We start from the raw sequence: 24,673 nt of genomic DNA, 5'->3' as shown, positions 1-24,673 counted from the left end.
CGGCTAGCCAGCTGCCGGCTAACTATTCGGTCAAGTGGACCGGATAGTTCCTACGGGTTAGTGGACACCCTGAACTAACTATTCAGGAGTCTTGCGATGGCATCACCCGGTCCCAGAACGACGTGTCGATACAGCAAGGAATTCAAGGCGACAGCGGTGCGGTTGAGCCGGTTGTCTGGCGTATCGGTCAAGGACGTTGCGGAGTCGCTTTACATTCATCCCTTCATGCTGTCTCTTTGGCGTAAGCAAGCGCGCGAAGGAGTGATCGTGACCAAAGGTGCCGTTGTGGATGAAGCGGTGGCAGCAGAGCTCAAAGAGCTGCGCCGCATGAAGAGGGCTTACGAGCAACTCAAGCTTGAGCATGACCTTTTAAAAAAAGCGATCGCCTTCACTTCGGCTCGAAGAACGACATCTTCGCTTTCATCCACCACCACCAAGAAGCCCATCCGGTGAAACGCATGTGCCGCGTCTATGGCGTGAGCGCCAGTGGCTACTATGCCTGGCGCAACCGGCCAGTCAGTCTGCGGGGCGAAGTAGATGCGCGACTTCTGGAACGGGTACGCCAGGTGCATCGCGACAGCCACGAGACCTATGGCAGTCCGCGCGTGCACGCGGCACTGAAGCGAGAGGGGGAGCCTGCCGGACGCAGGCGAATCGAACGATTGATGCGCAAGCACGCTATCCGCGCCTGCTCAGCCAAGCTCTATCGCCGCATTCCCGGCATCGCCCGGTTCTTTGCCCAGAGCGAGAATAAAGTCCATGCGCTGAGGATCGAGCGGCCCAATCAGGTGTGGGTTGCAGACGTCACCTATCTGCAAGTCTCAGGCAGCTGGCGCTATCTGGCGACGGTTATGGACCGCCACTCACGCCGGCTGCTCGGTTGGGCGTTGGGAAGGGAAAAGACCGCTCGTCTGACTCGCCGCGCATTGGCATCGGCCATTCGCCATCGCCAGCCGGCACCGGGCACGCTCGTTCACAGCGATCGCGGTATCGAGTTTCTTGCCAGCGAATTCAGGCATTTGCTCACACGGGGCGGCCTTGTGCAGAGCGTGAATCGTCCGCGCCGGATGACGGACAACGCTCATATGGAGTCGTGGAACAAGTCGATGAAATCGGACATGTATCATCGCCAGCAGTTCACCAGCGAACACACGCTGCGAGCAGCTCTACGACGCTATATCGATTTCTACAACACGCAACGGCTACACTCCGCACTGGGTTACCAATCTCCCAGTGAGTTTGAAGCACGATATACCTAACTTATGGGTGTCCACTTTTGCGTAGGAACTCTCCCGCTGCGACGTGCCACGGTAATCTGACCCTCATTGTGGCAGCGGCCACTTACCTCAAGCGTTAGGCGTCACATATGCTTCGACTTCTATTGTTGTGCATAAGCCTCACCGTATCGGCTGCGGCCTGCGCTGAAGCTACGCCGGAGAAGATGGCTCTGGCTAAAGAATTAGTGCGGCTGCTGCAATTCGATCAAGTACAGGCCGACTATCTGACAGAATGTGCTAAGCCCGCAACCTCTTCCTCAGCGGCTGCCATCGCGTATCGCCAACACCCTGAAGCTTTTGGCGGTCTCTCTCCGAAGTCGGCGTATTGGAGCGAAGTGGAGACCGTCTATACACACTACAGAAAAAAGACATGTGAGTACGCGACGAGCGAGGGAATAGCTAATTTTTTTGCAGAGAAATTTGCGGAACGGGCTAGTGTCGACGATCTACGAGCTTCAATAGCATTCAACTCATCACCAGTCGGACAGCGCATATTGGCGATTGAGGTTAGCGCCAACAGAGATTTCCAAAAATATGCAAACGAGCTAGTCCTCAAAGCAACTGAAGAAGCTGAATACCAATACCAGAAAGAAATCGCCGTACTGGTCCAGAAATTTCGCACTGCGCCACGATAAAGTGACGCCTAACTATTCGGTCAAGTGGGCCGCCGCGACGTGCCACGGTAATCCGACATGCAATGTGGCAGCGGCCACTTATCTCAAGCGTTAGGCGCCATAGAAGCCACACAGTAGTTGGGTACAGTCGCAAAAAGCTGAAGCGACCATGTCGATTCTGCTGCTCCTCGCTCGTCGTACAGATACAACACCATTCTTTCGACAGCGCGGGAGACTCAGATGTCTGCATCGGTACTATTCATGTCAATGTCGCTCGACGGATATATTGCTGGTCCGAACGACGAAGTCGGCAATCCCGGAGGCGATGCCTTCGACCGGCTACACGAGTGGTACGGGGACTTCTCCCGGCCGTCTGGGGCCATCGGAGAATTATGGGACGAGTGGAACACGCCTGGTTCGATATTGGCGGGTCGGCGTACCGCGGAGCAAATCGATCACTGGGGCGGTGACAATCACGGTGTCCCGATCTTCGTGCCCAGCCACCGGCCGCCCGGCCCATCCGTCGCGAATTATCCGTTGGTGACGTATGTGCGCGACGGAATCGAGAACGCGATGGCTCAGGCGAAGGCCGCCGCCGGCAACCTGAACGTGCTGATGCTCGGCGCGTACACAGCACAACGGGCGCTTGAGGTCGGTGTGCTGGACGAGCTGCAGATCCATCAGATCCCAGTGCTGTTCGGTGGCGGTCGTCGGCTATTCGAGGTGTTGCCTTCACGGATCGAGCTGGAGATCGTTCGGGTGATCGACACACCGGATGCCACGCACATCCGCTATCGCGTTCGTCGCTGAGCGGGGTGGCGCCTCACAAGTCATTCAAGTCGAAGCCGCTTCGCGGCTCGGCTTAATTTAGGCGTTAGATCCCAGGGGACTTCATATGCAGAGTAGATACGCCGTAACTGGTGCACGCTGGGTTTTCGGGTTGTTCTACTTCGCCACGGGCATAGCCATTGTACTTGGCCTACTCGGCTTCGGGTCTGCGCCTCAGCAACCTACGCCCGCTTCAAGTGCATTTGTTCAAGCACTCGACGATAGTAGGTTCATAAACCCATTACTTGCTGCGGTATATCTGGTTGGTGGAGGTGCACCGCTATTGCGCAGGACAGCCCCGCTGGGTATCGCCATGCTGGCGCCAGTGATCATTGGCATCTTCTGCTTCCACATTACGCTTTCCGGGCAATGGATATGGGGCTCGCTAAATCTCGCTTGGCTTCTCAGCTTGGCTTGGTGTTTTCGCGCTTCGTTTCGCCCGCTTTGGAACAACTTGGTCCCGAGAACGCCCGTACCGCAAGCTGGGGTCTAACTACCCGGTCAAATGGACCGTTACGACGTGCCGCGGTAATCTGACGGTCTTACCTTAGTGTTAGGGCGCTATGAAGCTCGTCCAAATCGTCGCGATTCCGCATGGCGAGGCGCCAGAGAAAATTCGTGCCGCATGGATTGGCACAACCATTCCGTTGGCTGATACCGAAGCGTCGCAGCCCAATATCTGGATTCCGAGGGGTGTGTTGGGCAAAGAGCATGGCTTTTTCGCTAAAGTGAAACGCTTCTTTGGCTTCCCTGTCACTGAGCAACCCAGCGTCGGTTATGTGGTCGAGGTACTAGCAGCTATCGAGGCGCTTAGAGCCCATGCCCCAGCGGCGGCTACATGGTGGGAACAGCACACTCCACACCTCATCAAACCGGGCAAGAAATTTTTGTTCGATGCGGCTTGCTGTAAAGAGGTGTCGACTGGCGCGCCCTAACTATTCGGTCAACTGCACCGCTGCGACGTGCCACGGTAATCTGACGCCTACGGTGGCAGCGGCCACTTACCTCATGCGTCTAGGTCTCATCACATGAGCGCTCGTATCATTGAAAGCTACCTTCACCAGCGGCGCGTAGGCGTCTTGGTCGAGATCTCCGCCGAGTCCGATTTCGCGACTTTCACGGATGAGTTCAAGACCTTCGCAAGAAACGTCGCAATGCAAATCGCCGCCATGTCGCCGACATCCATTTCTGAGCTGCTCCAGCAGGCTTCAGTAATAGACCCAGAAGTATCCGTAGCTCGGTCCTTGGAGTTGTTGGCAAGCAAGCTGCAAGAGCACATTCACATAGTGCGGTACGTGCGCTGGGACACAAACTCGCCGCTTGGAGTAGCGACTGAGCCACCTCGGTCACCCGCGCCGGCACTGCAGGCGGGCCGCTCGGTCGATGCGGCCTAACCATGTGCTCAACCGATTCCCGAGGCATTGCTTCTCGTAGCCGAGCTGTCTCGGCCGGCAGCGGCTTAGTACGACGTTAGACACCTCAAGGAGCCGGCAATGCAGCTGTTGGTCAACGTCGATGTGAACGACCTTGCTAGCGCGGTGGCCTTCTACTGCAACGCCTTTGATCTCACCGTTGGCCGTCGTTTCGGCGGCGACGGAGTCGAATTGCTAGGTGCCTCGTCGGCAATCTATCTCTTGCTCAAAGCCGAAGGCAGCTCACCATCGGATTTCACAAGCCAGAGACGCACCTACAAGCGCCATTGGAGTCCTGTTCATTTGGACTTCGTCGTTCCCGAAATCGAGTCAGCGGTGCGGCGAGCTGTTTCGGCTGGCGCGACAATCGAGACGCCGATTCAAACTTCCAAATGGGGTCGGCTGGCCCTCATGGCCGATCCTTTTGGTCATGGGTTCTGTCTGGTGCAATTCCTCGGTCGAGGCTACGATGAAATCGCACAAGCTTAGCGTCCGGCTCGCCAAGCTGTGGCGCGATGCGCCTCCCTCCTTCAACAGGGGCCGTCTTCCGGTCAGCCCCTTACGTCGAATGTTAGGCAGCACAACATGAAATTCAGTGATCTGGAAAAGTCAGCACTACAGCTAAACGAGCTCTACGAACAGCTTGAGATCAAGAGGTATGGGCGCATCTGGACCACAGAAGAACTTGCACTTGGTTTCGTAGGGGACGTAGGCGATCTGGCAAAACTGATTCAGGCAAACGCTGGCATCCGAAATATTGACGATTGCAAAGCGAAACTTGGTCACGAATTGTCGGACTGTTTATGGTCGATTATTGTTCTTGCAAATAAGTGTGGCATTGATTTGCAGGCGGAGTTTGTCAGAAACACCAGCGAGCTAGCCGAATATGTATCTAACGAGCTTACACGGCGATGAATTCGGCGCGGCTTTGCGTCACCAACCTCGCGCGTGAACAGGGGCGTTAGGTGCCATGAAAACTCCAGCTAAGATCTGCCTGTATTCTCTGCCGCTACAGTTGGCGATAGCGTGCATTGCCTTCTTCTTTTTTCGAGAAACCAGAAGTGAAATCGGAGCCTGGTTGATCGTAGCCTCATGGCTTGTGGGTATCGTCGCAATCATCTCGAGCATAGTCGCCGCTGTCACCACGCGACGCATTCGATGGCTGGGCCTGCTTATAGTGGCGATAGTTGTCGCGTTCTTATCGGCATACTTCTTTGCCGGGTTTGGTCTGTGAGCACCCAACTGTTCTAGGCGTCAACGCGACTGAATACCTGACCTCACCCTCAGGAGTGCTCCAGCCAGCGCCTGATCCTTTCGTAGACTTCAACGCGGCCGAGCAGGTCTATGTGGTTCATGCGATAGCCGATCCATTGCCGTGATGATGGAAAGCGCAACGCGCGTTGCGCATCCGCATGCCGCCCCAGCGCGCTCGCCAACGGCACCAGACCGTCGCCGAGCAGGCGATCGGCGAGGCTTCCGGCGCGCGCGCCCGTGGTCGCGGCGACGGCGTGGCAGACGATGCCGTCGGGCAGTGGCGTCGCCACGCGCGTATCCGCGCGTGCGAAGCGGTCGCGGCCTTGCCAGTCGGCATCGACGAGGTTGCCGTGGCGCAGGTCGGTGATGCCGGCACTGCGGATTTTTCCGAGTCGTGCGAACGGGGCGATGAGTGGATTGCCGCCGAGCAGTGCATCGATCCACGCGCCGCTGCGTTCCAGCGGTGCGCCGTGATGCGGCGTGCCGAGGAAAAACGCTTTGCCTGCCTGTCGCCGCCACGAGTGGTGCGCTTGTGCGCCGTATTCGCAGGCACTGCGAATGACGAGGCCGCCCATGCTGTGGCCAATCAGCACCAATTCCTTGAGCGGCGTGCGGCGCACCTGCACCAGGCTTTCCAACTGATCGGCGAATTCGCGACCGTTGACGGAAATGTGCAGGCCGCTGTTGTAGTGCAGATACAGCGGCGTATAGCCGAGGTCGCGCGCGAGCGCCGCGCCGTAGTCGCAGTCCTGCGCTTGCCAGTGCAGGTCGTTCAGAGACAGGCCGTGCACGAATACGGCGAGCTTGTCGTCCGACGGCCGCGAGGACGATGGTATGTTGCCCGCGTGAACGTGCAGGCGCATCGTGATCGCGAGCGGGTTGGCGCTGTCGGCGAGGTGATCGCCGAGCACGCCGTTCAACACCGCGCGCGCGGCTTCCTGCAACGGCGAGCGGGTCGTGGCCGCGTCGGGAATCAGTGCGAGCAAGCCCGAGGCGGCGCCGAGCGCTGCATCGAGCGCGCCGCCGCTCAGGCGCGAGATGCCGCGGATGCTCTTGTACACGAGAGCGGCGATGCCGTGCGTGCGTTCTTCGCCCGCTTGGCCGAGCAAGACCTGCGCCGGCGAAAGACGGCGGTGCAGCGCTTCGACCAGATCGACGACGCCGATCACGGCATCGGTCGACAGCCGACTCACGCCCCGAAGGTTTTCAAGGGATGCGTTCATATCCAGCAGCGTAACGCGGCGGATTAGAGCTGGAAGCCTACTGCCGAATTGCTTCGTCTGCCCGGATTTCAGCGCGAAGCGGGCCGCGATTTGGCGTTTTTCGCGACGGCTGGTTTGCCGTTCGGATAGCCGGGGATGCGCGAAAACAGCCAGGTCAACGGGTTCTGCGTCCACGCCGCGGTGACGAAATCGTTGTGGTGGGTCCAGTCGAGGTCGCTGTCGACGAAGGCGACGGTGCCGGGGCGCAGCAGCTTGGGCGGGGTCGTCGCATAGCGCATATTGGCGTCGACGAGCTCGGATTGCAGCGCTTCGTTCTGTTCGCGCGTCGATTCGGTAAAGGTGCTGAAGAAGAATGCCGCGCCGCGCGCGCGCTCGATCCAGCTCGCGAACTTGTCGATCTGGCCGTACAGCGCGTCGAGCAGGATCACACCGTGCAGGCGCGAGCCGATCTGGCCGACCGCGAGCGACCACGACGCCGGCAGGTAGCCGCCCGAATAGGCGACGAGCACGACCTTTGAAGGCTTGAATGCGCCGTCGACGCGTCGATCGTGATACTGCAGCGCGAGTTTCCGCGTGGCCTCGTCGACGAACTTCTTGAACACGCCGCGCTGCCAGAAGCGGCCCGCGCTCGAATCGGCAGCGTCGACCGCGAACTGCGGCGCGACGAGCACGGCGTTGAGGTTGCTGGCGGCGAGCTGGGCTGCGACCTGCTGACGGTCGAGTACGTCACGCGACAGCGTCGCGCCGTTGCCATGGAAGAACACGACGATCAGCGCCGGCTTGCGGATGTCGAAGCCCTGCGGCAAGTACAAAAGTACGCGGTTGTCGTTGAAGGTCTCGTCTTCCCAGTGCACCGAGTTGTCGCGCGAGGAGACGTGGCCTTTGCGGTTGCCATCGACCTTGTCGATGAACTTCTTGCCCGAATCGGGGATCAGGCCGCGGAACGGAAACGGCGCGTAGTCGAACGGGACGAAGGCAGTGATCGGCGCCTTGAGCGGGGCGATCGGCACCTTCGGTGCGGCCGGAGGTTTGATCGCCGCGACGGATAGCTTGGGTTGGGCGAGCGCGGGCCCGGCAGCCAAAGCGAGCGAGAAAAGAACCGCTGCCGTTCGAGCGAACGACAAGCGGATTCTTTTCTGCTCAGTGCGCTTCATTCAAGCCGCCGTCGGTTTTCCTGCGTTGCGCATTGGCAAAAATATCGCAAAAAACGCCGGCGCGGCGAGCAGGTAGGCGAGGCCACTGATCTGCAGCACGCTGCCGAGGCCGAACGAGGTCGCGATGATCGGCACGAGCGCCGCGCCGATCACCGAGAACGAGCCGTTGATGCCCCAGGCCCAGAGGAACATCGCGTTCTTGCCTAGGCGGCCGAGCCAGGTCATCGCGGTCGACATCGGAAAACCCATGAGGAACGCCGGTGGCGCGATCAGCAGGAAGCAGCAGACCAGGCGCAATGCATACGGCAGGCGGCCGATCGCATCAAGGATCGGATCGATGACAAAACCGTAGGCGATCAGCAGCGCGCCGATCGCGACGAAGATGATCGGCATGGTCACCTTCGCACGATCCATGAAGCGTTCCGAGGTCAGGCTGCCGAGGCCGGAGAACACGAGCATGCCGGTGATCAGGATCGAGGCGGACACGGTCGGATTGCCGAGCGGAAGCACGAACTTCGCGATCAGGGCGACCTCGACCATGATGTAGCCGAGACCGAGGCAGGCGAAGTAGAGGATTACGCGTAGCTGACCGGGCGTGCGCGAGAAGATCGTGCGCCAGCCGAGCAGCACCGGGATCGCGACGAGCACGAGTGCGGAGATCGCGGCGATGGCCAGCGTGGCCCAGAGCAGCAAATAGCCCCATTCGTCCTGGAAGAGTTCGAGGCGATCGGTCGTACGCGTCAGATCGCCCGGCTTCACGTACGCGGCGAAGTAGGGGCGGTTGTTGGTCAGTGGACGCGCATCGAACACGTAGTTCGAAAGATCGGTGCCGTTGCCGTGCAGCAGCGAGTGCCAGGCAAGTTGACCCATCACGATCGCGGGAACGGGAGCGGGTGTTGCATCGGGCGAGGTGGCGTTCGCATCCGGCCCGGTCGGGTCGGATGCGGGACCGGTCGGGTCTGCCGCGGGCCCGGTGGGATCGGCGGCCGGTGCGGTCGGATCGGCCTGCGGCGCCGTCGTCGGCTCCGCGGTCGGCACGATCTCGGTGCCCGACTTCGGCTTCGCGCCGCCGCTGGCGATGCCGGCTGCGGCGGCGGATTTCGCGGTTTCGTCCTCGCCGAAGATGCTTTCGCGATACGACTTGAGGCTATCCGCGATCTGCTTGGTGTCGAATTCGTAGCCCGGATAGGTCAGCTCATCGAAGCTCATCGCGTGCGAGTGGGCGTGCAACTTCTCAATATCAGCGGGAGAGAAGCCGCCGCGTTTGTACAGCACGGTTGCGGTCGAGAGATAACTCGCGGCGGCGTAGAAATCCTTCGAGACGTCGCCTTGCGGATCGAGATCGCGTGCCGCGTCGACCATCGTCGCATAGAGCTTGAGCACCGACTTCGGTGGCTCTTCCTTGTTCCACAACGTCACCGAAAGCACGCCGCCATCGGCGAGCGCGCGCATGTAGGCGCGCATCGCCTCGCGCGTGTAAGCGTATTTCTCGACGATGGCGAAACCGCCGGGGCTCGACAGACCGGCGGAGTCGGCGAGCGAGAGGTCGATGACGTCGTAGCGCTTGTCGGTATTGGCCAGGTACAGGCGCCCGTCGTAGTCGATCACGTCGAGCTTGGGATCGTTGAGGATGTCGCCGGAGAAATCGCGCAGGCCCTTGTCGTTGCGGAAGGCGTTGAGGATTTCCGGATTGCCCTCGGCCACGGTCACGTGTTTCGAATTGTGCAGAGCGACGCGCGTGGAGATGCCGCCGCCGAACTGCACGACGAAGGTGTTCGGCTCCTGCTTGATGACGTAGGGATAGTCCATCGGCAGGTAGCGGAAATACGCGCTTTCCGCATCGTTGAGCTTACGCATCACGCCCATCGGGCCTTCGCTGTCGATGTACATGCCGAGATACGCGTTCGCCGGCATCTCGGGCAGGTTGAAGCCCGCGTTGTCGGACAGGCCCGGCGCAAAGTGCAGGTACGAGCTCGAATACACCTCGAGATAGCCGAACGGCGAGGCGTTCTCGTAGACGCGCTGGTTGTCCGGGAACTTGCGCGCGTAGGACACGCCCTTGTAGTCGGACACGGCAAGCTTCGGAATCGCCAATTGCTGCGGCAGCCAGAAGTGTCCGAAGACGCAGAGCGCACCGAGAGTGATCAGCGCGATCAGGGAACCGGTGCGCTTCGCCTGCGCGAGGAACCAGACGATACCGGCCGCGAACCACAGTGCGAGCGGCACGACGACGAGATTTTCCGGGCGGAACAGATAGAGGCATCCGAGCAGCAGCAAGCCGCCCGTGCCGGCGCCGACGAGATCAGCGAAATAGATGCGGCCGAACGTCTCCTTCATGCGCAGGAACACCGCGCCGAGAAAGAACGCGCCGGCGAGAAACGGCGTCAGATAGAGGACGAAGTTGCCGAACAGCTTCCACTTCTGCACCGGATCGGAGATCAGGAAGATCGCGTTGAACGGAATCTGCTGCGCGAGCAGGTTCGCCGCGACGATCAGCGGGCCGAACACGAGCAGGGACACGTTGGCGACACCTTGCCAGTGCTTATCGAACCAATCGTTGGCCGCGCACATGACGACGCTGGTGAGGCCGAAGCCCATCATCGCCAGGCTGACGACCATCGAGCCGAAATGCGCCCACGAGCCGACGCTGAAGATGCGCATGATCGAAATCTGCAGCGCGATGACGCTGCCGGCGATCAAGGCGACGGCCAAATAAAAAAGAAAAGCCGACCGCGGTGGCGCGGTCGGCGTGGAGAGAGTGGATGCGGTCATTCGATCAATGGTTGGGTTTGCTCTTGCTCGTCATTCCGGCAGGGACTGCCGGAATCCAGACTCCACGGATGGCAATCTGTGGCCGAGCGATATTGATGCTATGGCGTCCATGCCGTCTGGATCCCGGCATTCCCTGCCGGGATGACGCACGCGTGCGTCACTTGGTGTCTTTTGCATCGCCGTTGTGCGCGCCCTTGATCTCGCCGTCGACGAGCTTGGTGAACGGCACGAACGGCACGACCTTGTTGAAAATGTCGCTGCGCGACACGGTGATGCTGCCGTCCTCGGCCTGATGCTTGATCACCTTGAGCACGCGCTGCGCGCCCGGCGGGCCGACCGGAATCACCATCACGCCGTTCGGCTTGAGCTGCTTGAGCAGCGGCGGCGGGATATGGTCGATGCCGCAGGTGACGACGATCTTGTCGAACGGGCCGTTCTCTTCCCAGCCGTAGTAGCCGTCGGCCTGCTTGCTCGTGATCGCCTTGAATTCGTTGTAGCCGTCGGCGATCAGCTCGTCGTAGACGCTGCGTGTGCGCTCGGCTAGCGGTTTGATGATCTCGATCGAGTAGCACTTGTCGGTCAGGTGCGAGAGGAACGCCGACTGGTAGCCCGAGCCCGTGCCGATCTCGAGCACCTTTTCGCCGGTCTGCACGTTGAGCACCTGGGTCATGCGGCCGACCGCGTGCGGGCCGGAAATCGTCACGCCGTAGCCGATGTCGAGGAAGGCGCTTTCGTACGCATGCGCGCGGTTGACCGGGCGGCAGAAATCCTCGCGCGGCGTGAGCAGGAATGCGCGCTTGTTGCGCTCGTCGGTCAGGTCCTTGTTCTGGGTCATCGCATACATGCGGTTCCAGCGCTGGGCCAAAAACTTCGGATCCTCGCCGCGATTCTTCACCGCCCAGGCGACGAATTCCTCGCGATTGTCGATCGGCACTTTCACGTCCCAGGTGAACGGGACCGGCACCTTGTTTTCCGCGCCGGAAATGCTGGCGCGCGCGAGCCGGACGGCGGGGGCGGCGGCGAGCGCGGCAATCGATCCGAGTACGAATTGACGTCTATCCACTGGGGCAAACTCCTGGAGAAAACAGTTGAAGGTCAATGCCATAGGATACGGGAAATGGATCGCGAATGCCGCCCTGGGCGTGGCCGCATCGTGGCCATTCAGCGACGGTTCGCTGGCAATTGACTCGATCGCCACGGCAGAATCCGGTTTTCCCGCGGAGAGGGTGCCGATGAATGCCGTTTCGTCTCGCCGAAATTTTCTTTCTGCTGCTGCCGCGATCGGCGCAGCTGCCCTGTTACCGACGCCGAATCGGTCCTTGTTCGCGGCCACGGCTCCGGTGAAGCCGGCCTGGGCGGGATTGGCCGATGCGATTGCGATCGATACGCTCGGCGGTCCCGGTACCTATGACGCCGAGCCATACACGCCGTTAACCGAGGCCATGCTCGCCGACGCGAAAGCCTCCGGTTTGACCGCGGTCAATCTCACCGTCAATGGCGCCAGCGTCGGCAACTACGCGCGCAACTACGAAGATACGGTGCGCGAGATCGCCTACTGGAACGCGCAGATCGCCGCGCATCCCGACGCGCTGCTGCTCGTGCGGCGCGCGAGCGAACTCGCCGAAGCCAAACGCAGCCGTCGCCTCGGTCTGATCTACGGTTTCCAGGATGCTGCCCCGTTCGGCGAGAACCTCGATCGTCTCGACACGTTCTGGGACCTCGGCGTACGCATCTACCAGCTCACCTACAACAAGCGCAATCTGGTCGGCGACGGCTGTCTCGAGCCGGCCAACGCGGGGCTTTCCATGTTCGGGCGCAAACTCGTCGAGAAATTGAATGCGCGCAAGGCGCTGATCGATCTCTCGCATGCGGGCCAGCGCACCACGCTCGACGCGGCAGCCATGTCGAAGGCGCCGATCGCGATCACCCACACCGGTTGCGCCGCGATCGCGCCGTTCCCGCGCAACAAGACCGACGAGGAGTTGAAGGCGGTGGCCGACAAGGGCGGCTACGTCGGCATCTACCTGATGCCGTTCCTGCGCGGCAAAGGTCAGCCGATGGCGGCCGACCTGATCGCACATCTCGAGCACGCGATCGATGTCTGCGGTGAGGACCACGTCGGCATCGGCAGCGACGGCGTGATCTCGCCGGTCGCGGTCACGCCCGAGTTCAAGAAGAAGTTCGCCGACGAGATCGCCGACCGGCGCAAGCGCGGCATCTCCGCGCCGGGCGAGGATCCGAACGTGTACACCTTCATTCCCGATTTGAATCGCGCCGACCGTTTTGATCGCATCGCCGAGTTGCTCGCCGCGCGCAAGCATTCCGACGCGCGCATCGCGAAAATTCTCGGCGGCAATTTCGCGCGCCTGTTGAACGACGTATGGGGGGTATGACGATGATGTTTTTGAAGACGATGAAGTCTGCCGCGTTGCTCGCCGCCTTGTTCGCTGCGGCAGGCGTGGTTGCCGCCGAGCCGGAATTTTTTCCACGCAAGGCCGCGCCGGGGCAGAGCTATCCGTTCTCCGAAGCCGTACGCGTCGGCGATATGCTCTATTTGTCCGGGGATATCGGCGTCGGCGCCGACGGCAAGCTTGTCGGCGGCGGCGTCAAGGCCGAGGCGAAACAGGTCATGGACAACATCGCTGCGAACCTTGCGCGCCACGGCTCCTCGTTCGACCACGTGGTGCAATGTACGGTCGCGCTGGCCGATATTGCCGACTGGCCCGCATTCAACGAGATTTACCGTGGGTATTTCAGCAAGCACTTTCCCGCGCGCATGGCGTACGCGACCGGCGGCCTCGCGCTCGGCGCGAAGGTAGAGGTGCAGTGCAATGCGGTGGTGGCGAAGTAGGGGATTTAACGGATGCGCGCGAGCAGGCGCCGGTTAAGCGCGTGCTGCTGCTCCTGCCACGCGGCGAGCTCGCTTTCCGGCACCGGTGCCTGTCCGTCGGCGTGGCTCAGCCAGCGCTTCCACGGCGTCGAGTATTCGTAGGCCGAGACTTCGCCGTTGATGTCGCTGCCGACCAGTCGGCCGGCAAGCGCGTCGATCACAGCGTTAAGATGCGATTCGAGCAGGCGGCCCTGGTCCCAGTTGGTGCGCGCGGCCTCGGGACTCAGCGCATCCTTGTCGATCGTCAGGTAGGTCGGAGCGGCCGATGAACCGAGCGTGGCGAGGAAGGCGTCGATCAACTCGTCAGGCGTGGTGAAGACCTTGAACGCACGGCCGAGGCCGATGCGCGTGGCCCAGCGCGTGTCGACGTCCATGCACCAGTTGGTCAGCTTGCCGTGATACAACGGCGTCAGGTAATTTTCCCATGCGTGCGCGGCGCCGACGTCGTTCGAGGTGATGCCGAGCACGTGCACGTGGCTGACGAACGGCAGTGCGGCGACGCGCCGTACCCACGAACCGCAGTGGATGCCGAACGGGAAGCGCATGTTGTCCGGATGATTGTCGAACACGACGACTTGGAATGGTCTCTTGCCGCGCAAGCGGCGGATCAACGGCAAACTCAGATGATGGAAATCGCCGCTGCCCATGAATACGGTGCCGTAGTCGGTCGGCAGCTCGGCGTCGAGCTTGCGTGCGAGCGCGTCCATGCGACGGTTCGAGCAGCCGAAGCGGATCGCTTCCTGCCAATCGGTGAGATCGATCATCAGCGCGTCGGGCAGGTCGCCGACCGAGTGGTCGAAGTCGAGGATAACAGGCCGCAGGCTCATGCCGATTTGGTTTCCAGCGCGGCGCGGTCGCTTTCGAACGCGCTCGAGAAGCGGCGCAGAATCGCGCGCAACAATGAATTACGCACGTAGACCGCGTGCCGCGTGAAAGTGAATTTCGCGCCGAGATAGCGCTTGATTTCGGGATCGGTCCAGCCGGCAATGTAGTGTCTGAGGCCATGCCGTAATGCGTAGTCGAGGTTGCGAATCCAGCTGACGAAATACAGGTTTAGCTCGCGCGCCTGCGGATAGGCGAAACCGACATACTTGTCGACCAGGTTGCCGTTGCAGACGTAGCACAGGTTGAAGCCGATCATGCGGCCCTCGTGGCGGTAGACGAAGATGACGCCGCCGCTCGCCGCATCCTGCAGGATCGCGTCGAAATAGTCCGCGGTGAGCAGGTCGAAATGGATTTCGCTTTGGTTGTATACATTGAGAAAAAGCGAATAGTACTCCGCGCGTACAGCCGGGTCGGCAAAGCGCGCATCGCCGGTCGGCACGGTTTCGAACTCGAGTTCGGCCGTGCTGCGCAGCTTGCGGCGAATGTCCTTGCGCCGACCCGAGGAAAGCCGGCCGAGATACTCCTCGGTCGAAGCAAAATCGATAGTCACGTAGGCGAGCGCTTGGCCTTCGAGCAGGACGAAACCATTGTCGCTACAGGCGGCTACGAGGGCTTTCGATGCGGCATTGCTTTCCGTGGACAGCAGGGGGGAGTCCTGCGGAATGTCCTTGACGATAAGAAATGCATAGTCGCGCGCATGCTGCGCCTTGATCCCCGCGATCAGGATCGGCGCATCGAACCGCGCGGGTAGCGGCGCGTACTCGGTTACCGTGGTGCCGACGAAGCAGGTCAGCGGCTTCAGCCATCCGCCCCACCAGCGATACAGCGGCAGCGCGCTGATGCGCCGCTTCGCTGCGGGTTCCATCGTCGTCAGCAGGTCGAACTTGGCGACGAACCAGGGCATGCCGTCGCGCGCCGCGCCCGCGGAAAAATCCTGCGGCGGATGGGTGAGGAACTGCGCCACGAGACCGGCCGGTTCGAGCAGATTCAAGTAGGGCGGGGCCGGGCGGTCGGTGGAGTCCATCGGGGAGTGCGGTGTGCCGGAAGCGCCCGCTGGATGCGCGGCGTGAATTGGAGATTTTCGCATAAAGCAGCGGTGGCGCTTTCGCCTGAAGTATTCGGGCCTTTGCCGCTCGCGCAGCTTCGAGCCTCCGGCGGACTCAATGCCTTATCGGGTCGATTGGCGTGATGTTCCCGATACCATGCATTTTTTTGAATTGCTGTCGGCTTGCGCTCGCTTTTTGTAAATTTTGAGTTATGCTCAAAGCACTGTGTCTGCACGGCTGTTGTGAGTTGTGACCGGCGAATCCTGAGTCCGCGTACGCTGGTCCTTCGATCGCTACATCGTCAACTTAAGCTTCCTGCATTCCAGTAAGTCGTCCGCTCGTGTTGCGCTTGCGGATTTGTCTTTCTGTTTTTGTGGAGTTTTTATGTCGGATCGTGAGGTAGGTACCGTCAAGTGGTTCAACGACAGCAAGGGTTTCGGTTTCATCAGCCGTGAAAACGGCCCGGACGTGTTCGTGCATTTCCGCGCGATCACGGGGACCGGTTTCCGTACCCTGCAGGAAGGCCAGAAGGTCAGCTTCAAAGTCGTTCAGGGCCAAAAGGGCCTGCAGGCGGACGAAGTCGCTCCCGCCTGATTTTCTCCAGAGCCAACTAACTTCCGCGCCCCGGCGAACGAGCTTTCGCCGGGGCGTTTTTATTTGTCGATGAAAACGATTACATTTTGTCGCTGACCGGGACTTTACCGTCGTGAAAAACCGGGCGCCGCGTGGGCGCCCTTGCCGGCTTGAAGCGATTTCCCGACCCGGTGCTTCAGAAGCGGCCGGCGCGGAAGTCCTCGACGGCCTGGATGATCTGCTGCTGTGTATTCATGACGAACGGGCCGTACTTCGCGACCGGCTCGTTGAGCGGCCGGCCGGCGACGAAGATCGCGCGAGCGGCGACGGGAGCTTCGATGCGCAGCTTCTCGCCATCGCGGCTCAACACGCCGAGATCGCCGCGCAGCAACGCACTCGAAGCGCTATCGCCAACTTTGACCTGGCCTTCGTAGACGTAAACAAAGCCGTTGTGCCCGGCCGGGATGTCGACCTCGGCGGCGGCACCGGCATCCAGGTGCAGATCCAGGTACAGCGGGTCGGTGGCGACGTTGTCGACCGGGCCGCGCACGCCGGCTTGTTCGCCGACGAGAACGCGCGCCTTCACTCCAGGCGCGAGCTGGACCTCGGGAATGCGTTCCGGCGCGATATCCTGGTAGCGCGGTGCGGTCATCTTGTCCTTCGCCGGCAGGTTGACCCAGAGCTGGAAGCCTTGCATCAGGCCGTCCTCCTGCTCGGGCATTTCCGAGTGGACGATGCCGCGGCCGGCGGTCATCCACTGCACGCTACCCGGCGTGAGCAGGCCGGAATTGCCCTGGTTGTCGCCATGGCGCATGCGCCCGGCCAGCATGTAGGTCACGGTCTCGAAGCCGCGGTGCGGGTGCTCGGGAAAGCCGGCGATGTAATCCGCACCCGAGTCCGAACGGAATTCGTCGAGCATGAGGAACGGATCGAGCATGTCCAGCGCCGGCTGACCGATGACGCGCGTGAGCTTGACGCCGGCGCCGTCGCTGGTCGGCAAGCCGCGCACGATGCGCGCGACCTGGCGATGGGTCTCGGTGTGAGAAACGGGATTGACACTGGCCATGACGTGCTCCAATAGATTTCGATGCACGCAATATATGCTTGCCGGGCGCGGAAACCAGCCGGTGTGGCGCGGACTCATCGTTCTGCACTTGGAACGACACGGAGACTACACTCTTCGCCATCGACCACCGCCGGATTCGCAGCATCATGAGCCACCCCATCTCCCACCTTATCGACGGCCGCGTCCACGACCTCGGCGACGGCTTCGTCGTGCGCCGCCTGTTGCCGCACATCGATGCGCGCCACATCGGTCCGTTCGTGTTCTTCGACCATATGGGGCCGGTGACGATGGCGCCCGGCAAGGGCATGGATGTGCGCCCCCACCCGCATATCGGCCTGGCCACGGTGACGTATCTGTTCGACGGCGCGATCCGCCATCGCGACTCGCTCGGCAGCGTGCAGGACATTCGTCCTGGCGACGTCAACTGGATGACGGCCGGCCGCGGCATCGTCCATTCCGAGCGCACGCCCGATGCCGAGCGCGCTTCCGGCCAGAAGCTGCACGGCATCCAGATCTGGATAGCGCTGCCGAAATCGGCCGAAGAAGTTGCGCCGGAATTCCACCATCATCCGGTTTCGAGCCTGCCGGTGATCGAGCGCGACGGCGTGCGCCTGCGTCTGGTCGCCGGCGATGCCCTGGGGCTGCATGCGCCGGTACGCATCTTCGCGCCGATGTTCTATCTCGCCGCCGAGTTTGCCGCCGGTGGGCGCTTCACGCTGCCGGCGGAGCATGCCGAACGCGGCGTCTACGCCGTCGATACCGACCTGCTCGTCGGCGGCGAGCCGCTTGCGGCGCAACGCATGGCGGTGCTGGCAGAGGGCGGGGAGGTCGAGATCGTTGCCCCGAACGGCGGCCACGCGGTGTTCTTCGGCGGCGCGCCGCTCGACGGCGAGCGTCACCTCAACTGGAATTTCGTCTCGAGCAGCCGCGAGCGCATCGAACAGGCCCGCCAGGACTGGGTCGCGCAGCGGTTTGCCAAGGTGCCGGGCGAAACCGAGTTTATTCCCTTACCGACATGAAGCCCGCGTAGGTTGGGGTGAGCGTTTTTTTGCGAACCCCAACGCATGATCTCCGGGTGATGGAAGATGTTGGGGTTCGCAAAAAGCGCTCACCACCAACCTACACTCGTCTCACCGATATTGTTGATGGCACTCGTCGCAAACCTTGCCGACCTTCTCCACGATCGGCGCGAGCGCAGCGCAATCACCCGGAGCGGCGGCGATCCCCGCATCGAGCGCATCGCGCAGCCGCGTGCTGAATTCGCGGAACGCTGATTCGGGCGTCGCATCGGCATAAACGGCCGGCTCGATCTCGTTGCTCAACGCGCGCAGCTGGCCGAGCGCAATCGTGTTCGCCGCCGCTTTGCACTGTTTCGCGCGCAAGCCCTCGCGCAGTGATCCGTAGTGATGCTGCATCACGTCCATCGTGCCGCGCGCATAGGCGTCGCGCGCGCGCAGCGCGTTGGCGACGATCACGGCGCCGACCGCGCCGACGAACAACCCGACCAGCAACAAGACGATCTGCTTCATGGCTACCGATTGAAATGACGGAGCGCGAAGCATATCTCACGCCGCTGCACGAACAAGAAATGCATCGAGCATGACAGTCCCTGGGTCTTCGCGATCGGGACGATCGCTATAATCAGGCGGATGAAAGAACGTTTCGCAGGCATCGATCGGCTCTATGGCATGGGCGCGGCTGAAAGGCTCGCGCAGGCGCACGTGTGCGTGGTCGGCATCGGCGGAGTCGGTTCGTGGGCGGTCGAGGCACTCGCGCGCTCCGGCGTCGGCGAGCTGACCCTGATCGACGCCGACGACGTCTGCGTCTCCAACACCAATCGTCAGCTGCACGCACTCGACGGTGAGTATGGCAAGGCCAAGGTCGATGTGATGGCGCAACGCGCTCGCGCGATCAATCCGGCGATCAAGGTGCACGTAATCGCCGACTTCCTGACTTCGTCGAATCTGTGGAAACTGCTCGGGCGAGAGACGCCTGAAACTGATTCTGCGCGAGGCGTGCAGAATCAGCCGTTCGACGCGGTGCTCGATGCCTGCGATGCGATGAAGGTGAAAGTCGAAATGATCGCGTTCTGTCGGCGGCGCAAGATTCCGATCGTCGTTTCCGGCTCGGCCGGTGGGCGCATCGATCCGACCCTGGTCACCGCGCGCGATCTGTCGAAGACAGAGCACGATGCGATGCTCGCACTGGTGCGCCAGAAGCTGCGCGACGACTACGGCTGGACGCGCAACCCGAAGCGCTATTTCGGCGTACAGGCCGTGTTCTCGCGCGAGAACGCGAGCGGCGTAGCCGATCAGAGCGGTCGCGTCGAAGGCGTGTCCTGCGAGACACGCGTGCCCAGCGACAGTTCGCTGAAACTCGATTGCTCGGGCGGCCTGGGCGCGGCGACGCACGTGACCGGCACATTCGCTTTCGTCGCGGTGTCGCGCGTGCTCGAGAAAGTCCTTTCAGCTAGGCCGGCCGCATAGCGCGCAGCGCAGTAAGGAGCCGCTCGTGCGCGATCGATGCGGCTTCTACGTCATCGCACTAGGCCGGCAGGCGAAACAGGCGCTCGGCGTTGCGCGTCGTCGCCGCGGCGATTTCCTCGCTGGATACCCCGCGCAAGGCGGCGATGCAATCACAAACCTCACGCAGCAGTGCGGGCTCGTTGCGTGCTCCCTGATGACCGTGCAACGGCTGATCGGGCGAGTCGGTTTCAAGCAGCAGGAATTCGAGCGGCATCGTCGCGGCAATGCCGCGCAGGCGCCGCGCGCGTTCGTAGGTAATCGGGCCACCGAGGCCGACGCAGAAGCCGAGCTTCCACAACTGTCGAGCCTGCTCCTCGCTGCCGGAAAAGCTGTGCACCACGCCGCTCGAATTGCCGACACTGCGCAGCGTGGCGATCACCTCATCGAGCGCGCGGCGCGCGTGCAGGATCACCGGCAGGTCGAACTCGCGTGCGAGTTCGAGCTGGCGGCGAAAGTAGAGCCGCTGCGCTTCCGCGTCGAGGCCTTCGACGAAGAAATCGAGTCCGCATTCGCCGACTGTCACGGGCCGCTCGCGCTCGATCCAATCGCGCAGCGCGTCGAGATGTTCCGGCCGGTGCTCGGCGAGATACATCGGATGCAGCCCGTAGGCGGGATGGAGCCCGACTTCATCACGACACAGCGCACGCAGCTTGTCGAACCCGGCCAGCGCAATCGCGGGCACGATCTGTTGCGCGACGCCGGCGTTGCGCGCGCGCGCGAGCACGGCCGCGCGGTCTGAGTCGAACTCGGCGACATCGATATGCGCGTGGCTGTCGATCAGAGCGAGCATGCGTCGAAAAGCCGAAAGATTCTCTACAGCAGAAGCCACTGCGCCAGGCCCAGGAACAGGCCCATGCTGACCACGTCGGTAGCCGTGGTCAGGAAGATGCTCGATGCCATCGCCGGATCGGCGCCGACGCGCTTGAGCATCATCGGCACGCCGGCGCCGGCAACGCCGCTGGCGATGCTCGACAGTGCGGTCGCGGCGAGCGTGATGAGTGCGAGCGGCAGCGCATGCACGTTGTGCTGAATGCGCGCAATCACGTACATGCCAAGTGCGGCGACCACGCCGACGAGCGCGCCGTTGAGAAAGCCGACCCAGGCCTCCTTCGCGAGCAATTTGCCGGCGCGACCGGGGCGCAATTCGTTGAGGGTCATGCCGCGCAGCGTCACGGCGAGAGTCTGGCAGCCCGAGTTGCTGCATTGGCTCGACACCACCGGCAGGAATACCGCGAGCAGGATGATGGCATTGATCGCGTTCTGGAAATACCCGACCACGGCTGCGGAAACGAATGCGGTCAACAGGTTCACCTGCAGCCACGGATGGCGCAGCTTGAGCGCGCGCAGCCACGGCGTCGTCGTGCGTTCTTCCTTCTCGACACCGACCATTTCACCGGCCTGTGCGCTGATCTCGAACGCCTGTTCTTCGAACAGAATCTGGCCGCGCACCTGGCCGACGAGCCTGCCTTCGTCGTCGCAGACCGGATAGACCGGGTAGTGGCGGGTGACGACCTCGCGCATTGCGTCGACGAGTTTGCTGTCCGGGCGCAGCGAGAACGGATCGCGCACCATGATCTCGCCGAGCGTCTGCGTGCGCTCGGCATAGAGCATCTCGCGGAACGTGACCACGCCGATCAGACGCTGCGAGGCGTCGACGACATAGAGATAGGTGACCAGGCGCGCCTTGACCGTGTCGCGCAGGGCATCGATCGCTTGCTGCACCGTGGTCGCGGGAGCGAGCGGCTGCGCGGTCGACTCCATCAGCCGACCGACCGTCGAGGCGGGATAGCGCATGCGCGCCAACCATTGCTCGCCTTCGCCGGTCGCTGCCGCAGCGGCGATCGCATCGCGTCGCGCCGGTGCGAAGTGCTGCAGGATGTCGACCGCCTGGCCGGGACGCAGCTCAGCCAGCGCCGCGGCGATATCGGCATCCGCCGCCGCTTCGAGCTTGCTGGTCGCGGCGATGGCATCGAGATTGCGGATGCGTTCGCTGAGCTGGGTCGAAGGCGAGGCTGTCATCGGTTTCCCCTGTCGTGCGTTTGTCCGTAGGCTGAATGCTAACCCGGCGAGGCCAGATTCGGGTGGAGATGGGCGGCATGTATGACGGATCGGGGTTCTGCAAATGTTCACACGGCGGCTCGCAAAATCACTAGGCAAGCGTGGAAAATGCTTGCTTGAATCCCAGCCAGAGGAATTGATCATGTTCAAGCACCGCGGACTCATCGTATTGGCGCTCGTTGCGCTGTTCGGCCTACAGGCCTGCGTTGCGCCGCCGCCGCGCGAGCGCGTGGTCTATCGCGATCCGGCCGGCTACAACCAGGGTGGCGGCTATGACCGGCGCGACAACGGCGTCTGCCGTACCTGCGGCACGATTCGCCAGATCGAACAGGTGCGTGTCGACCAGCAGACCACCGGCGGCGGCGCGATTCTCGGAGCAATCATCGGCGGCTTGATCGGCAACCAGTTCGGCCGCGGCAGCGGTCGCGCGGCGACGACGGCCGTCGGCGCGGTCGGCGGCGCGGTTGTCGGCAATTCAGTCGAGTCGAACAACGCCCGTGCAGCCTCCGGTTACGCATGGCGCTACTACGTCGAACTCGACGACGGCCATGAAGCCTGGGTCGGCCAGTACGACAATCCGGGCTTCCGCATCGGCGACCGCGTGGTCATCCGCGGCGGGCGCAACGACGGTCGCCTTGAATTGATGCGCTAGTACGCAATCGTATCAACGCAAAAGCCGGGCAGGCGTGAGCTTGTCCGGCTTTTTTGTTGCCTGTGGCATCATCGCGGCGCCGCGGCTTGCCCGGTCCATGTCCTTGCATATTCCTGACATTGCGGCGGGCGTGAGAGTGCTACATTTCCGCAATGGACATCGCCCAGCGCATCTTCCGCTACAACGCCGGACGCGATCCGGCCTTGCTCGAACTCAAGTACGCGCGCATCGCGGCCGATCCGTTCGCTTTCCTGCGCGGCACCTGCCATCTGTTCTATGCGGACTGGCACGGTGGGCGTGCGCTGGACGCGGCGCCAAACGCATGGATTTGCGGCGACCTGCACCTGGAAAATTTCGGTTCGTACAAGGGCGACAACCGGCTCGCGTACTTCGACCTCAACGATTTCGACGAGGCTGCGCTGGCGCCGTGTACCTGGGAGATCGCGCGCTTCCTCGTCAGCCTGCACGTCGCCGCGCGTTCGCTCGGCTTGCATCTGCGCGAAGCGCGCGCGCTGTCACGCCGTTTCCTCGACGCCTATGTCGCCGCGCTGGTCGACGGCAAGCCGCGCTGGATAGAGCGCTCGATCGCCACCGGCATGATCGGAGCGTTGCTCGCCCAGGTCGAGCAGCGCCGGCGCAAGGACTTCCTCAACAGGCATACGGAAAGGGACGGCAAACGCCGTCGCTTGTTGATCGACGGCAAACACCTGCTGCGGCTCGACAAGGACGAGCGCGAAGCGCTGTTGGCATGGTGCCGGCGGTATGCACGAAGGCAGAGTGACGGCGGCGTATTCGAGCCGCTCGACGCCGCGCGCCGAGTTGCCGGTACCGGCAGCCTCGGCCTCGCGCGCTATGCGCTTCTCGTGCGCGGCGGTGGCCGCCCGAACGGCAACTACCTGCTCGATCTCAAGCTGGCCGGCACATCTTCGGTTGCGCGACGCTTGGCGAAGCGGCAACCGAGCTGGGCGAATGAAGCCGCGCGCATCGTCGACGTGCAGTGGCGTGCACAGGCCATCGCACCGGCCTTCATCAGCGCGGTGAACTATGCAGGGCGCGAATTCGTCCTCAAGGAATTGCAGCCCGTGCAGGATCGGCTCGACTTGGCTGCGGTTCACGGGAATACGGCGGTCCTGGGCGCGACAATGCAAATGATGGGCAAGCTTGTCGCCTGGTCGGCTTTGCGCACGAGCGGACGCCGCGGTGCCGCGAATGCGGATGACCTGATCGCTTTCGCCCAGTTGTCCACATGGACCAAACCGTTGATCGAATACGTCGAGGACTACACGCCGCGCGTGATCGCCGACTGGCGCGCGTTTCGCGCGGCCTGGCAGGCGCGTGAGACGACATCTGTACACATGAGGGGGAAGAAAAAATGAGCGTACACGACGACCTCGGCCTGATCGTGCTGCGTCTGCTCGTGGCGCTTGTGATCGGTGCGGCGATCGGCATCGAACGCCATCTGCACGGACAGGCCGCGGGTTTGCGCACGCACGCGGTAGTGGCGATGGCTTCGGCCCTGGCAGTACTCATCGTCGCGCCGATCTCCGCCACGGGCGCCACTCAGGCCGATGCGCAGAGCCGCGTGTTGCAGGGAATCCTCACTGGCGTCGGCTTTCTCGGTGCCGGCGTTATTCTGCATGCCGCGGGCAAGCATCGCATCCACGGTCTGACCAGCGCGGCGCTGATCTGGATCACGGCCGTATTCGGCGCGCTGTGCGGCCACGGGCGCATCGATGTGGCCGTAGTTGGCGCGGCGATGCTGCTGGTCGTACTGCTGCTCGGCGGGCGCATCGAGCGCGGGCTGCACGCAAAGAATGCCGATCCGCCCGACACGGGCAGTCCGTCCGATCGCGACGGCAGCGCATAGCCGGCCGCGGGAAAAATAAAAAAAGATAAACCTATACTTTTTCCGACGCGCCCGATGTGCGCATCGACCGCCGGGGTCAGTCCGCGCGATAGAAGCTGTGGTCACCGATGCGCGCGAGCGGATAGCCGTGCGCCCAGTCCGGCATCGGTGTATTGGTTGCGTAGAAATGGTCGGCCTTCGGCACGACCGAGTAGCGCAGATTAGGCGGCAGCGACCAGTTCACCATGGCGATGTTCGCGATCGCCCACGAGCGCTGCAGCGCGTCGGATTCGCTCATCACGTAGTTTCGCGGCGCGACCGAGAACGCGAACTGGCCGGGTGCAGTCAGTACCGAGCAGACCGAGTTGCCCCACTGACCGCTGTCGGCACGGCGCAGCGCGACCTCGGCGACGGCGAGCTGGCCGGCCACGGGTTCGCTGCGTGCTTCGAGATAGATCGCACCGGCGAGGCAGGCGCGATCGGCCACGGGTTGCGGCAAGATCGAGGCGAGCCAGAGAAGGAAGGACAATTTCATCAGCGAGCTTCACGACAACAAGAGAATTCGTTAGCGCAATTCCATGTCGCGAAACAAAAGGCG

At 62.3% G+C, this 24,673-nt stretch carries 27 protein-coding genes and 1 pseudogene; 17 read left to right on the top strand and 11 right to left on the bottom strand.

Annotation, left to right across the window (positions count from 1 at the left end):
• Positions 1-96: 96 nt before the first annotated feature.
• The 8 genes from F455_RS0118165 to F455_RS0118135 all read left to right on the top strand — a co-directional run bounded on the left by F455_RS0118165 (position 97) and on the right by F455_RS0118135 (position 5,046).
• A complete protein-coding gene (locus tag F455_RS0118165) occupies positions 97-453 on the top strand; it encodes a transposase (protein WP_026293520.1) in 357 nt (118 codons plus the stop codon).
• On the top strand, positions 411-1,259 hold the full coding sequence (locus F455_RS0118160) for an IS3 family transposase (RefSeq protein ID WP_157579033.1): 849 nt from the start codon (positions 411-413) through the stop codon (positions 1,257-1,259). The genes F455_RS0118165 and F455_RS0118160 overlap by 43 nt, the downstream gene beginning before the upstream one ends.
• 182 nt (positions 1,260-1,441) lie before the next feature.
• The gene (locus F455_RS22725; protein ID WP_211212352.1) at positions 1,442-1,912 is read left to right on the top strand and encodes a DUF2059 domain-containing protein; all 471 of its coding nucleotides are present in this window, start codon (positions 1,442-1,444) and stop codon (positions 1,910-1,912) included.
• Between the two features lie 219 nt (positions 1,913-2,131).
• A complete protein-coding gene (locus F455_RS0118155) occupies positions 2,132-2,701 on the top strand; it encodes a dihydrofolate reductase family protein (protein WP_026293519.1) in 570 nt (189 codons plus the stop codon).
• Positions 2,702-3,282: 581 nt separating this feature from the next.
• Entirely contained in the window at positions 3,283-3,654 is a 372-nt protein-coding gene (locus F455_RS0118150) for a hypothetical protein (RefSeq protein WP_018974744.1), read from the top strand.
• 93 nt (positions 3,655-3,747) lie between these two features.
• Positions 3,748-4,113 carry a hypothetical protein gene (locus tag F455_RS21385; protein WP_018974743.1) on the top strand — a complete coding sequence of 122 codons (366 nt, stop codon included), beginning with the start codon at positions 3,748-3,750 and terminating at the stop codon, positions 4,111-4,113.
• 99 nt (positions 4,114-4,212) lie between these two features.
• Positions 4,213-4,620 carry a VOC family protein gene (locus F455_RS0118140; RefSeq protein WP_018974742.1) on the top strand — a complete coding sequence of 136 codons (408 nt, stop codon included), beginning with the start codon at positions 4,213-4,215 and terminating at the stop codon, positions 4,618-4,620.
• Positions 4,621-4,716: 96 nt separating this feature from the next.
• Complete coding sequence (locus F455_RS0118135; RefSeq protein WP_018974741.1) at positions 4,717-5,046, top strand: nucleoside triphosphate pyrophosphohydrolase family protein; 330 nt, start codon at positions 4,717-4,719, stop codon at positions 5,044-5,046.
• A gap of 368 nt (positions 5,047-5,414) precedes the next feature.
• On the opposite strand, the gene F455_RS0118125 is transcribed toward F455_RS0118135, so the two are convergent.
• The 4 genes from F455_RS0118125 to F455_RS0118110 form a co-directional block, all read right to left on the bottom strand.
• Positions 5,415-6,608, bottom strand: a complete 1,194-nt coding sequence (locus tag F455_RS0118125) for an esterase/lipase family protein (RefSeq protein WP_051084238.1) — start codon at positions 6,606-6,608, stop codon at positions 5,415-5,417.
• Positions 6,609-6,676: 68 nt separating this feature from the next.
• Positions 6,677-7,732 (bottom strand): alpha/beta hydrolase, encoded by a 1,056-nt coding sequence (locus F455_RS21380; protein ID WP_157579030.1) that lies wholly within the window; start codon positions 7,730-7,732, stop codon positions 6,677-6,679.
• A 30-nt stretch (positions 7,733-7,762) separates the two neighbouring features.
• Positions 7,763-10,534: a hypothetical protein gene (locus F455_RS0118115; RefSeq protein WP_026293518.1), complete on the bottom strand. Its 2,772-nt coding sequence runs from the start codon at positions 10,532-10,534 to the stop codon at positions 7,763-7,765.
• Positions 10,535-10,691: 157 nt separating this feature from the next.
• A complete protein-coding gene (locus tag F455_RS0118110) occupies positions 10,692-11,597 on the bottom strand; it encodes a protein-L-isoaspartate O-methyltransferase family protein (protein ID WP_026293517.1) in 906 nt (301 codons plus the stop codon).
• A gap of 169 nt (positions 11,598-11,766) precedes the next feature.
• On the opposite strand from F455_RS0118110, the pseudogene F455_RS23695 reads away from it, so the two are divergent.
• The 3 genes and pseudogenes from F455_RS23695 to F455_RS0118100 all read left to right on the top strand — a co-directional run.
• Positions 11,767-11,844: pseudogene (locus F455_RS23695) on the top strand (twin-arginine translocation signal domain-containing protein); the annotation flags it as partial.
• 9 nt (positions 11,845-11,853) lie between these two features.
• Positions 11,854-12,927 carry a dipeptidase gene (locus F455_RS0118105; RefSeq protein WP_018974735.1) on the top strand — a complete coding sequence of 358 codons (1,074 nt, stop codon included), beginning with the start codon at positions 11,854-11,856 and terminating at the stop codon, positions 12,925-12,927.
• A 2-nt stretch (positions 12,928-12,929) separates the two neighbouring features.
• Complete coding sequence (locus F455_RS0118100; protein ID WP_211212351.1) at positions 12,930-13,385, top strand: RidA family protein; 456 nt, start codon at positions 12,930-12,932, stop codon at positions 13,383-13,385.
• A gap of 5 nt (positions 13,386-13,390) precedes the next feature.
• On the opposite strand, the gene F455_RS0118095 is transcribed toward F455_RS0118100, so the two are convergent.
• Together F455_RS0118095 and F455_RS0118090 are read right to left on the bottom strand one after the other, a co-directional pair.
• Entirely contained in the window at positions 13,391-14,251 is an 861-nt protein-coding gene (locus tag F455_RS0118095; protein WP_018974733.1) for an arginase family protein, read from the bottom strand.
• A complete protein-coding gene (locus F455_RS0118090) occupies positions 14,248-15,333 on the bottom strand; it encodes a GNAT family N-acetyltransferase (protein ID WP_018974732.1) in 1,086 nt (361 codons plus the stop codon). Before F455_RS0118090 ends, F455_RS0118095 begins: the two co-directional genes overlap by 4 nt.
• A 406-nt stretch (positions 15,334-15,739) precedes the next feature.
• Here F455_RS0118090 and F455_RS0118085 point away from each other — a divergent pair, with 406 nt between their 5' ends.
• A complete protein-coding gene (locus F455_RS0118085) occupies positions 15,740-15,949 on the top strand; it encodes a cold-shock protein (protein WP_018974731.1) in 210 nt (69 codons plus the stop codon).
• A 175-nt stretch (positions 15,950-16,124) separates the two neighbouring features.
• Here the strand turns inward: F455_RS0118085 and F455_RS0118080 are convergent, their stop codons facing one another.
• A complete protein-coding gene (locus F455_RS0118080) occupies positions 16,125-16,994 on the bottom strand; it encodes a pirin family protein (protein WP_018974730.1) in 870 nt (289 codons plus the stop codon).
• A gap of 146 nt (positions 16,995-17,140) precedes the next feature.
• On the opposite strand from F455_RS0118080, the gene F455_RS0118075 reads away from it, so the two are divergent.
• On the top strand, positions 17,141-18,013 hold the full coding sequence (locus F455_RS0118075; protein ID WP_018974729.1) for a pirin family protein: 873 nt from the start codon (positions 17,141-17,143) through the stop codon (positions 18,011-18,013).
• 111 nt (positions 18,014-18,124) lie between these two features.
• Here F455_RS0118075 and F455_RS22270 read toward each other — a convergent pair whose 3' ends face one another.
• On the bottom strand, positions 18,125-18,523 hold the full coding sequence (locus tag F455_RS22270; protein ID WP_018974728.1) for a cytochrome c: 399 nt from the start codon (positions 18,521-18,523) through the stop codon (positions 18,125-18,127).
• Between the two features lie 120 nt (positions 18,524-18,643).
• Between F455_RS22270 and F455_RS0118065 the strand changes: the two genes are divergently transcribed.
• A complete protein-coding gene (locus F455_RS0118065) occupies positions 18,644-19,480 on the top strand; it encodes a tRNA threonylcarbamoyladenosine dehydratase (protein ID WP_018974727.1) in 837 nt (278 codons plus the stop codon).
• A 58-nt stretch (positions 19,481-19,538) separates the two neighbouring features.
• Here F455_RS0118065 and F455_RS0118060 read toward each other — a convergent pair whose 3' ends face one another.
• Both F455_RS0118060 and F455_RS0118055 read right to left on the bottom strand, forming a co-directional pair.
• Positions 19,539-20,309, bottom strand: a complete 771-nt coding sequence (locus F455_RS0118060) for a TatD family hydrolase (protein WP_018974726.1) — start codon at positions 20,307-20,309, stop codon at positions 19,539-19,541.
• Between the two features lie 23 nt (positions 20,310-20,332).
• Positions 20,333-21,538, bottom strand: coding sequence for a magnesium transporter (locus tag F455_RS0118055; RefSeq protein ID WP_018974725.1), 1,206 nt, complete (start codon positions 21,536-21,538; stop codon positions 20,333-20,335).
• Between the two features lie 181 nt (positions 21,539-21,719).
• On the opposite strand from F455_RS0118055, the gene F455_RS21370 reads away from it, so the two are divergent.
• The 3 genes from F455_RS21370 to F455_RS0118040 all read left to right on the top strand — a co-directional run bounded on the left by F455_RS21370 (position 21,720) and on the right by F455_RS0118040 (position 24,096).
• The gene (locus F455_RS21370; RefSeq protein ID WP_018974724.1) at positions 21,720-22,229 is read left to right on the top strand and encodes an outer membrane lipoprotein; all 510 of its coding nucleotides are present in this window, start codon (positions 21,720-21,722) and stop codon (positions 22,227-22,229) included.
• Positions 22,230-22,381: 152 nt separating this feature from the next.
• Positions 22,382-23,605 carry a DUF2252 domain-containing protein gene (locus F455_RS0118045; protein WP_018974723.1) on the top strand — a complete coding sequence of 408 codons (1,224 nt, stop codon included), beginning with the start codon at positions 22,382-22,384 and terminating at the stop codon, positions 23,603-23,605.
• Positions 23,602-24,096 carry an MgtC/SapB family protein gene (locus F455_RS0118040; RefSeq protein ID WP_018974722.1) on the top strand — a complete coding sequence of 165 codons (495 nt, stop codon included), beginning with the start codon at positions 23,602-23,604 and terminating at the stop codon, positions 24,094-24,096. Before F455_RS0118045 ends, F455_RS0118040 begins: the two co-directional genes overlap by 4 nt.
• 76 nt (positions 24,097-24,172) lie before the next feature.
• Here the strand turns inward: F455_RS0118040 and F455_RS0118035 are convergent, their stop codons facing one another.
• A complete protein-coding gene (locus F455_RS0118035) occupies positions 24,173-24,610 on the bottom strand; it encodes a cell wall hydrolase (RefSeq protein ID WP_018974721.1) in 438 nt (145 codons plus the stop codon).
• Positions 24,611-24,673: the final 63 nt, after the last annotated feature.

It is taken from the genome of Rudaea cellulosilytica DSM 22992, from assembly GCF_000378125.1.
Lineage (GTDB): Bacteria > Pseudomonadota > Gammaproteobacteria > Xanthomonadales > Rhodanobacteraceae > Rudaea > Rudaea cellulosilytica.
Note: the sequence above shows the minus strand (reverse complement) of the source record. Positions and strands in the feature narration are given on the sequence as shown.